This window comes from Roseibium sp., from assembly GCF_025698965.1.
Classification (GTDB): domain Bacteria; phylum Pseudomonadota; class Alphaproteobacteria; order Rhizobiales; family Stappiaceae; genus Roseibium.
Genome location: NZ_JAILWL010000337.1, coordinates 1 through 7,239 on the forward strand (window position 1 = coordinate 1; position 7,239 = coordinate 7,239).

Genomic DNA, 7,239 nt, shown 5'->3' on the forward strand with positions numbered 1-7,239 from the left:
TTTGTCGCCCCATACTCCTGCGCTAGAAGAGCGGTAAGACCGAGCAGGTCCGCAAAGGTGTGATTGCGGAACCGTGCGATTTGCGCCGAAAGCTCTTCGGCATATCCGATGATCTTGCGGACAGTCTCGTCCTCAAGCTTGTGTTGGGTTTTGATGTTTTCCAGCGGAACGAGGTTACCTTTGGCATCCCGCATGTACGGGACACCGTTGACCAGTTCGATGCCGTCTTCCGGCGCTTCCATTTCGGGCAGGTCTGTTGCCGCATTTTCCATGGTTTAAGTCCTCTTTATGTCTCGTTAAACGCAGGTACTAGGGATCAGGCCGCACCATCGCTGTCGGGTGTCCGGATCGGGATCACGACAGGTTCAAGACGGCGGGCGATGGGAAACAGGGTGATTTTCGGATCGGAGAGATCGATCATGGTCGGTTGACGCTGGACGCGGAACGCCTCCAGGTGCTTGGCCTGATCGATGCAATCATCCAGGACGAAATCGAGCAACTGGACCTCAGAGGCAGAAACTTTCAAATCCCCATTCGGAAGCAGGTGTTCGCTCAAGCCCCGCTTCAGCATTTCAAGATCGGCGCTCAGTTTCATAGCGACCTCACTTTCAGCCGAGAGTGCGGGCAGTTGTTCCGGCAGGCCCGGTAGACGCGGCTGCGGATGCTGTCAGTGACCTTGCGAGGCTTGGCCTGCCAGACCAGACATTCATCCTTGCCGATCGCTCCGAGGACGGGACAGACAACGGTTTCGCCCATCAGTGCGCCCCGCACCTTTTCCTCGAATTTGGAAAGGTTGCCTGAATACTTGTTGGAAATCGTCTGGCTGACGACAGCTGACGAATAACCAAGCCGGGTCGCAACAACGTTCACCCCATGAGCTTCAGCCATTGCGGCCAATTCACCGACCCAATCAGGCACCGCGCCGTCCCAACCAGTCTCAGCCTTTTGCTGCATAGTTACGTGAGCATTCATGCCGCACACTCCTGTGCAATTGGCCTGCCCATGATCTGCTGTCGGTTCGGGTCGTAGATCATCTTGGATTTCAGGATCTTTGGCGCGTTCGGACCGGTGTTCATGGAAGGTTTCAACCGCCAGATCCGGGCAACGTTCGGGCCACCGGGTCGCAATATCTGCAAGTAACCGGCCTTTTCCAGCATGCACGCGTAGCTCTGTGCGGTCTTGACCGAAACCGGCACATCATTCGTTGTGGACGCGATGCTAAGTTCCTGTTTGGTGAACTGATGCAGGTTGCGGATGGCGGTCCACATGTGGATTTGACCGAGACCGAGGATGCCCTTCGATCCATCCTTGTTGAGGATTGGCGCGGCAGACGGTCTGCGCACCAGCTCATAGATTTCCTGCCGGATTTTGCCGTTGTGAGTTTCCAGGCCGTAGGTGCCCTCAACGACTTCCACCGTCCTGACAAAACCTGCCTTCTTCAACCGGCGCAGATATTCGTCCAGGTTCTTGTCGTTCGGGTCGTTCGTGCGTCTCGCGATTTCCCGGCGCGTGAAGTGGTTCTCCTTGCCGATTTCGCGAATGACGCTCCAGTAATACTCATGCCCACGGCAAACCAGTTCACCGGCGACTATTTTCATCTCAAGCTGAATTGGCATCAGGCCGCCCTCCGTGCTGCACGGCGTGGCGGCTCACCGGTGTAAAACCAGCCCCGGTCGAACGATTTCGCGTCGAACCAATTTTTCTGGGTGTTGCGGGCGTATTCCGCGATCTTGTTGAAGTTCACAACAAGGCGGCGAGCGCGACCTTCGGTCAGATCAATGAGGTTATTGATCACGTCGGGCTCAAGATGCACGTCCGGGCAGAACATGTCGGCAAGCGCTCTGGCGTCGTCATGATCACAAGGCTCGGCTGGCACCCATTCCAGAACACGATTATGGACCCGCTCAACCTTCTGCAACTTTGCGGGCAAAAGCTCTTCCCCGATCAGAAGAACCGGCACTTGAGAGTGTTCCTGGATCTCGCGAACCAATTCCAGCATGCCCTTGTCGGCAAGCTTGTCCGCCTCATCGATAATAAGCGGCCGCTGGAAATCATCACCAAGGGCAAGGATCGCCTGTTCCGTCAGGTCCGCAATTGACATGCGGCCCGCTTTCACATCGGCTTCGGCCAGCAGGCATTCAAGGAACTTCTTGCGGGTCCAGCTGTCACCAACTTCCAGTCTGAGCGCCCGCGTCTTGTTCTGCGCATAGATGGACGCATAGGTCTTGCCATAGCCGGAAAACCCGTGAAACACGCCAATACCCGGAAGATGCGGTCCGCGATGGATCAGCGTCTCCATCAGCGTCAGAAATCGGGCGACGTTTTTCAGCGTGGCTAGTCCGCCTGCATTGACAGATGGGTCTCTGTCGATCATGTTTCTCTCCGTTCAAAGTTGATTACCGGCTCTGGAAGTTGCCGCTTCCAGGGCCTTTTTCTTGCCCATTAAGACGCGGGCTTTACGCTGTTGCTGCGCTGCTGACGGTCCTCCCAGACCATCTTGTGAGCGCGGTATTCGGGGCCGGATTTGTAGTTGGCGAGCCAAATGGCGTCGTCGTCAGAAAGCGAAGTTCCATCCGCGAGACGCTGCTCGAATTGCTGGGCGCGATTGAAGCGAGCCTCAGGAGTTTCAAGCCCGGAAAGCTGGTGAACGGTGGCGGCTGACTTTGGAGCCGGCGACGACTGACTGCCCTTCAGGCCGGCCATGATTTCGGCTTCACGCTCGTTCAGATCGCGCGGGGCGCGGCGCTTTCGAACCTCAGACGCGGCCAATGTCTTGGACGTTTCATGCTCGCGCTGCTGTTTCGGGAAGCTGACGATATCGGCATTGTGCTGGTAGGCGGCGCGCTGTGCTTCCATGACCGTGCGCGGCGTTATCTTCTTTTTCTCGCGCTTGACGTCCGCAAACCGCTCTTCTTCCAGAGCCTTTTGCATGGCGCGGGCCTTGGCAATCGTCTCGGCGGGATCCAATCCGGCAAGATCCGGGCAGAGCGCCTCACCAAGGTAGGTTTCGCCGTCCGGCTCAAACAACCAGAGCCGGCCAAGGTCTTGCGGATCTTGGCGGCAGAATACTTGCGTGTCCGGCATGACACCGAAGGCGACATAATATTCGCCGTCCACCTTCACGCCCTGTTTGGTGACCTTGCGCAAGCCGTCCTTGCCCGCAACCGGTGCCAAGAGCACGTCCAGGCTGGCGGGGTCGCTGATCGCGCGAACGTCGCCTGCCCACGCATTCATCACGTCGAACGGTGTCTTGCGCTTCAAAGACTCATGCGGGGTATGGGCGTATTGCTCATTCGCCCAGCGGTCGGCCTCTTCCTGAAGGTCTTGCGGTGTCAGATCCACCTGAAACAAGACGGCATCATCCGTGCCCAGACGGGCCGAGAACGCCTTGCGCGCTTCGATTTTCTTCCGATCAGTAACCGAATGGCCGACAAAGCCCGGAAGGGTCGCGGCGCAATCACGCTGAAAGGTGCCGATTACGCGTTCAACCGATCCCTTTTGCTCGGGCGAATAGGCGGCAGAAAACTCCTGTTCGATGCCAAGCGCATCCAACAGCCGGATGGTGGCACGGGATTTGAAATCGGACCCGTTGTCGGTCTTGATCAGCTCCGGAACACCCCATGTCAGGATGCCTTTGCGGATCATCATGGCAACCGCTTCCGAGCGCGGGGTCTTGGTAAAGAGCAGGAGCACGCTGCGGGAATAGATTTCGGTCAGCATGTAGAGATTGCGCCTGCCTTCCGTCGTCATCACGTCGGACGGCGAAGCGTCGATCTGCCAAAGCTCGTTGAACCGGTCAGCCCTGGTTGCCCCGGTGGCAACCATCCGGACCTTGGACTTGTAGGCGTCCGGGTCCGTGATCTTCAAAAGCTCGTTGCGGTATTCGGCCTTCCAGCCTTTAAGGGCGTTTTGAAACGTCCTTAAAGGCGGCATCGGGACTTGCCTGTCGCCGATGGTGATGGTGTGGCCGAACTCAGCGAGAGCCGTATTGCGGATATGCTTGGTGGAAAGGAACTGGTTGGAGGCATAGACGGCAAGGCAGTAACTGCGCACCCTGCCCCCTTCAGCCTGATCGAGAACACCGGTACCCTTCCGGGACTTGGACGGGTCATAGGCAAGACGGTTGATGTCTTGTTTCATGTCCTTGCGCCAACGGGCAAGCGTTCGCATGGACACCGTCTTAATTTGCTCCAAAACCCATTCCGGCAACGGGACCTTGCCGTCATCAAACAGCTGGGCAAACAGATAATCGGAAGCCTTTGCGCCCATGCTGTTTGTCTTGCGGAACCGCTCTGCGACCTTCAACACGATCAGCCGGGCATCGCGGACGCTGCATTCGCGCCGGGACAATTCGTTGCTGGTCTCTGTCCGGTAGTCTTCCCGCTCGACACGGACGAATGTCCCGGCATATTGAAGCCGCTGCGGCAGCGGCAAAAGGTCAATATGAAACTCCAGACCGCCGCCGCCTTCCCTGCCCTCACGCTTGCGGGCAAGGTCGCTTTCCACCCACGCTTCACGCTCGGCAAGCTTCTGAATTCCATAGCGGCTGGATGGGAGGCCATCGAGTTGCAGGTCTGCAATCTCTTGCGCGGTCAGCCAGAGTTTCATGACGCCCCCCGGATCTTCGCGATGATCGTTTTCTTGTGATAGTCGACCGTCTTTTGATGATCTTCGATCAAGGCAAGTTTGACGACGTTCGCGTATTTGTTCGGATAGACTTTCATCGCGAAGTCATCGGCAAGGAAGCCAAGCAACTCCGTTTTTCCGGTTGCATGGATCAGCGCAACAAAGCGTTCGACAGTGATGTTGTTGCCCGTCTTGGCTTCAGAGGCATATGCCTCAAGCATTTGCTTTGTGATCTTATGGCCAAGCTTCTCGCTCATCTGCGCCGCGACTGAAGCGCGGTCAATATCGCAATCCTTTAGGGCCTTGGCGATCGCACGACTTATTCTGGACGAAAGCCGGTCGCCGGAAATGGCACCGGGCTCGAACCCGACAGACACGTCAGGCGGTGTCCATCCCAAAAACATGTCGATGGTGAATTCGTCGCGGGTGCGCTTACTCATCCAGCCAGCCCTCCTTTTTCACGAGGGCGACGATTTCTTCCTTGTGCAGGCGGAACAGGTTCCGGCGGCTCGCGGGGGGCAAATTCGGCAGATAGTCGCAAACGGTTTTGAAGCGCTTTTCGCTGTCGCTTTCCACCTTGCGCCCTTCGACAACAATCAACGCGTCTGCAATGGAAGCGGCTTTCGGCTCATCGCCCAGGATCAGGTCCAAGACGCTGTTTTGCTGGCCGGGAGTGAGCGTGGAGAGTGCCTTCAGGTCGGATTGTTTGCTGGCAAAAGCGGTGCCCTTCAAACGCTCGCGGGTTAGTGGAGAAAGACCGTTGAATATCGCGATTGCCATTCGGACTGCACGGTCGGTAAGACCGGTTGTCTCAGACGCGGCAGAACAAAAGGAAAAAATTTCCGTTTGATTTTCTTGTTTGTTTTTAGCGGCTTGACTCCTACGGTCACCGCCGCGCTTGGAAACAGGGTTCAAGGCATCGTAAACCCGCTTCATTTCGAAAAACGCTTCGCACCGTTCAAGCGCATTGAAGTCCTTGCGACCCAGATTTTCCAGGATCTCATGCAGGCGGAATTCGTCTGCGGCCTGTTCGCCCTGCGGCTCAAGGACCCGCGCCTCGATCTCTTTCCATTTAGCAAGTCTGGCAGCGGTCAGCCGGTGCGCCCCGGCCACAACTTCAAATCTCTTACCCTCGACGCGAACGTCGATTGGTGTCTTCTGGCCTGTCTCCAAAAACATGGCCGACAGGCATTCTGCCCACTCCTGATCCACGTCCCGCAAACGCCCTTCGGGAATGTCGATCAGCGAAACCTTGATGGACTGATACGCGCTCATGTAACCTCTAAAGAATTCGTGGAGAAAGACCGGGCGGCGAGCTTTCGACGGCCCTATGCCGCCCGGCAAGTTGGTGGAGGAAAACGCCCAACCGGGCGTCGGCTACATGCGGCAGCGCCGCGTCTCACCACTGAGGCAGGTGACGCCCTTCCCTCGTTTGGCTGGGATTGAAACGAGGAAACTGGAACTCAATCCTTGGCCCAATCCTTGAGAGCGCCGCAGTGAAGACAGGCGGCTTCGTCTACATGGGTCAGCTGGTCGCATTCCTCGCAGGCGACCGCTTCCTCACGAAGCCCCGCGCTGATTTCAAGATCGCCTTCAAAGGCAACCCGGTTCTCAAACCATTCCTTGGTGATGTGCAGGTTCATGTCAGTGCCTCGCAGATTTCGAACAGCCTGCCGGATCGCAGAACGGATCCTGCGCAACAGCTTTCGCGGTGTTGGGGCTAAGGCGGTTGTGAACGACAACCGCGACGATGATCACACTGGCAAGCAAGATGGTGACAACGGCCACAATGGTTGCGGCGGTCATTTCCTCTTGGCCTTCGGCTTTGAATAGTGGCCGAACTGGCCAAGCTTCCACGCCGCTCCACCGATCCCCTGCCGGTTCAAGGTGTCGCGATAGGCAATCGCGGTGCCGGGATCAGGGAACCGGTGTGCGTTCCCTTCAAACAGAGACGTCGTAGCGACGAGTGCTTGACCGCCACCCATAACGCTCACGAGGGTTTCGCTGCCGGTGTAGAAATAGCGCATGCCTGATTTCGAAAGCTTGGTCAGGATATGCATGCCGGACTGTCCGCAAGGACTCGTCAGGCCGGACAAGGATTGCTGATGGGATTGGTGCATCATGCAGCCTCCCTGTCTGGCGACGAACTGCTTTTCTGGCTAGCGCGATAGTTCTCGTGTTTGCTAGAAAGGATTCGAGCGGTCCGTTTCGGATACCGGTCTGGAAAGAGTTCCCGCTTCGGAGTTTTAAGGAATTGCGCGATTGCCTCTTCCGCTACCTTCGTCGGGCGTTTCCAGACATGGGAAAAAGAACCGGGTGCTTTACCCTTTGACTTGGCAAGTTCTGCCAATGTCATGCCCTGGCGATGCAGTTCAGCTTTGATTGAATACTGATCCCATCCGCCAACTGGTACCTGTTCTGGCTTTGCCATTTGGTGCCTCGCTGGAAAACGGCTTGTTGCAGCAAGCCGTTTTCTTTGGACTGTTTGTGTAACAACTCGGGCCGATGTATCGGGCCGATAAATTGGAGTTTACATAGTTTTTGGATTTATTCAAGAATAAACCCTAATTCTGTGTAATTGTGGATATGGCAAGACCCTCAAAGCCGAAAACT

At 56.6% G+C, this 7,239-nt stretch carries 12 protein-coding genes; all 12 read right to left on the reverse strand.

Annotation, left to right across the window (positions count from 1 at the left end):
• On the reverse strand, positions 1-272 hold a 272-nt coding region (locus K5905_RS22910; protein ID WP_297588195.1), incomplete at its 3' end, for a DUF3164 family protein.
• Between the two features lie 44 nt (positions 273-316).
• A complete protein-coding gene (locus tag K5905_RS22915; RefSeq protein ID WP_297588197.1) occupies positions 317-595 on the reverse strand; it encodes a hypothetical protein in 279 nt (92 codons plus the stop codon).
• Complete coding sequence (locus K5905_RS22920) at positions 592-972, reverse strand: transcriptional regulator (protein ID WP_297588199.1); 381 nt, start codon at positions 970-972, stop codon at positions 592-594. The genes K5905_RS22915 and K5905_RS22920 overlap by 4 nt, the downstream gene beginning before the upstream one ends.
• Positions 969-1,616 carry a hypothetical protein gene (locus K5905_RS22925; protein ID WP_297588201.1) on the reverse strand — a complete coding sequence of 216 codons (648 nt, stop codon included), beginning with the start codon at positions 1,614-1,616 and terminating at the stop codon, positions 969-971. The genes K5905_RS22920 and K5905_RS22925 overlap by 4 nt, the downstream gene beginning before the upstream one ends.
• Complete coding sequence (locus K5905_RS22930; RefSeq protein ID WP_297588204.1) at positions 1,616-2,374, reverse strand: AAA family ATPase; 759 nt, start codon at positions 2,372-2,374, stop codon at positions 1,616-1,618. Before K5905_RS22930 ends, K5905_RS22925 begins: the two co-directional genes overlap by 1 nt.
• Before the next feature lie 68 nt (positions 2,375-2,442).
• Positions 2,443-4,608 (reverse strand): DDE-type integrase/transposase/recombinase, encoded by a 2,166-nt coding sequence (locus tag K5905_RS22935; protein WP_297588207.1) that lies wholly within the window; start codon positions 4,606-4,608, stop codon positions 2,443-2,445.
• Entirely contained in the window at positions 4,605-5,066 is a 462-nt protein-coding gene (locus K5905_RS22940) for a hypothetical protein (protein ID WP_297588209.1), read from the reverse strand. Before K5905_RS22940 ends, K5905_RS22935 begins: the two co-directional genes overlap by 4 nt.
• Positions 5,059-5,901, reverse strand: a complete 843-nt coding sequence (locus tag K5905_RS22945) for a ParB N-terminal domain-containing protein (protein ID WP_297588211.1) — start codon at positions 5,899-5,901, stop codon at positions 5,059-5,061. Before K5905_RS22945 ends, K5905_RS22940 begins: the two co-directional genes overlap by 8 nt.
• A 188-nt stretch (positions 5,902-6,089) precedes the next feature.
• On the reverse strand, positions 6,090-6,269 hold the full coding sequence (locus K5905_RS22950; RefSeq protein WP_297588213.1) for a hypothetical protein: 180 nt from the start codon (positions 6,267-6,269) through the stop codon (positions 6,090-6,092).
• Position 6,270: 1 nt separating this feature from the next.
• On the reverse strand, positions 6,271-6,432 hold the full coding sequence (locus K5905_RS22955; protein WP_297588217.1) for a hypothetical protein: 162 nt from the start codon (positions 6,430-6,432) through the stop codon (positions 6,271-6,273).
• Entirely contained in the window at positions 6,429-6,749 is a 321-nt protein-coding gene (locus K5905_RS22960; RefSeq protein WP_297588219.1) for a hypothetical protein, read from the reverse strand. The genes K5905_RS22955 and K5905_RS22960 overlap by 4 nt, the downstream gene beginning before the upstream one ends.
• Positions 6,746-7,057: a helix-turn-helix domain-containing protein gene (locus K5905_RS22965; RefSeq protein ID WP_297588222.1), complete on the reverse strand. Its 312-nt coding sequence runs from the start codon at positions 7,055-7,057 to the stop codon at positions 6,746-6,748. The genes K5905_RS22960 and K5905_RS22965 overlap by 4 nt, the downstream gene beginning before the upstream one ends.
• Positions 7,058-7,239: the final 182 nt, after the last annotated feature.

Excerpts from the sequence above, each read along its gene's own strand:
- K5905_RS22915 (WP_297588197.1), bottom strand. The coding sequence starts at position 595 with ATGAAACTGAGCGCCGATCTTGAAATGCTGAAGCGGGGCTTGAGCGAA.
- K5905_RS22920 (WP_297588199.1), bottom strand. The coding sequence starts at position 972 with ATGAATGCTCACGTAACTATGCAGCAAAAGGCTGAGACTGGTTGGGAC.
- K5905_RS22925 (WP_297588201.1), bottom strand. The coding sequence starts at position 1,616 with ATGCCAATTCAGCTTGAGATGAAAATAGTCGCCGGTGAACTGGTTTGC.
- K5905_RS22930 (WP_297588204.1), bottom strand. The coding sequence starts at position 2,374 with ATGATCGACAGAGACCCATCTGTCAATGCAGGCGGACTAGCCACGCTG.
- K5905_RS22935 (WP_297588207.1), bottom strand. The coding sequence starts at position 4,608 with ATGAAACTCTGGCTGACCGCGCAAGAGATTGCAGACCTGCAACTCGAT.
- K5905_RS22940 (WP_297588209.1), bottom strand. The coding sequence starts at position 5,066 with ATGAGTAAGCGCACCCGCGACGAATTCACCATCGACATGTTTTTGGGA.
- K5905_RS22945 (WP_297588211.1), bottom strand. The coding sequence starts at position 5,901 with ATGAGCGCGTATCAGTCCATCAAGGTTTCGCTGATCGACATTCCCGAA.
- K5905_RS22950 (WP_297588213.1), bottom strand. The coding sequence starts at position 6,269 with ATGAACCTGCACATCACCAAGGAATGGTTTGAGAACCGGGTTGCCTTT.
- K5905_RS22955 (WP_297588217.1), bottom strand. The coding sequence starts at position 6,432 with ATGACCGCCGCAACCATTGTGGCCGTTGTCACCATCTTGCTTGCCAGT.
- K5905_RS22960 (WP_297588219.1), bottom strand. The coding sequence starts at position 6,749 with ATGATGCACCAATCCCATCAGCAATCCTTGTCCGGCCTGACGAGTCCT.
- K5905_RS22965 (WP_297588222.1), bottom strand. The coding sequence starts at position 7,057 with ATGGCAAAGCCAGAACAGGTACCAGTTGGCGGATGGGATCAGTATTCA.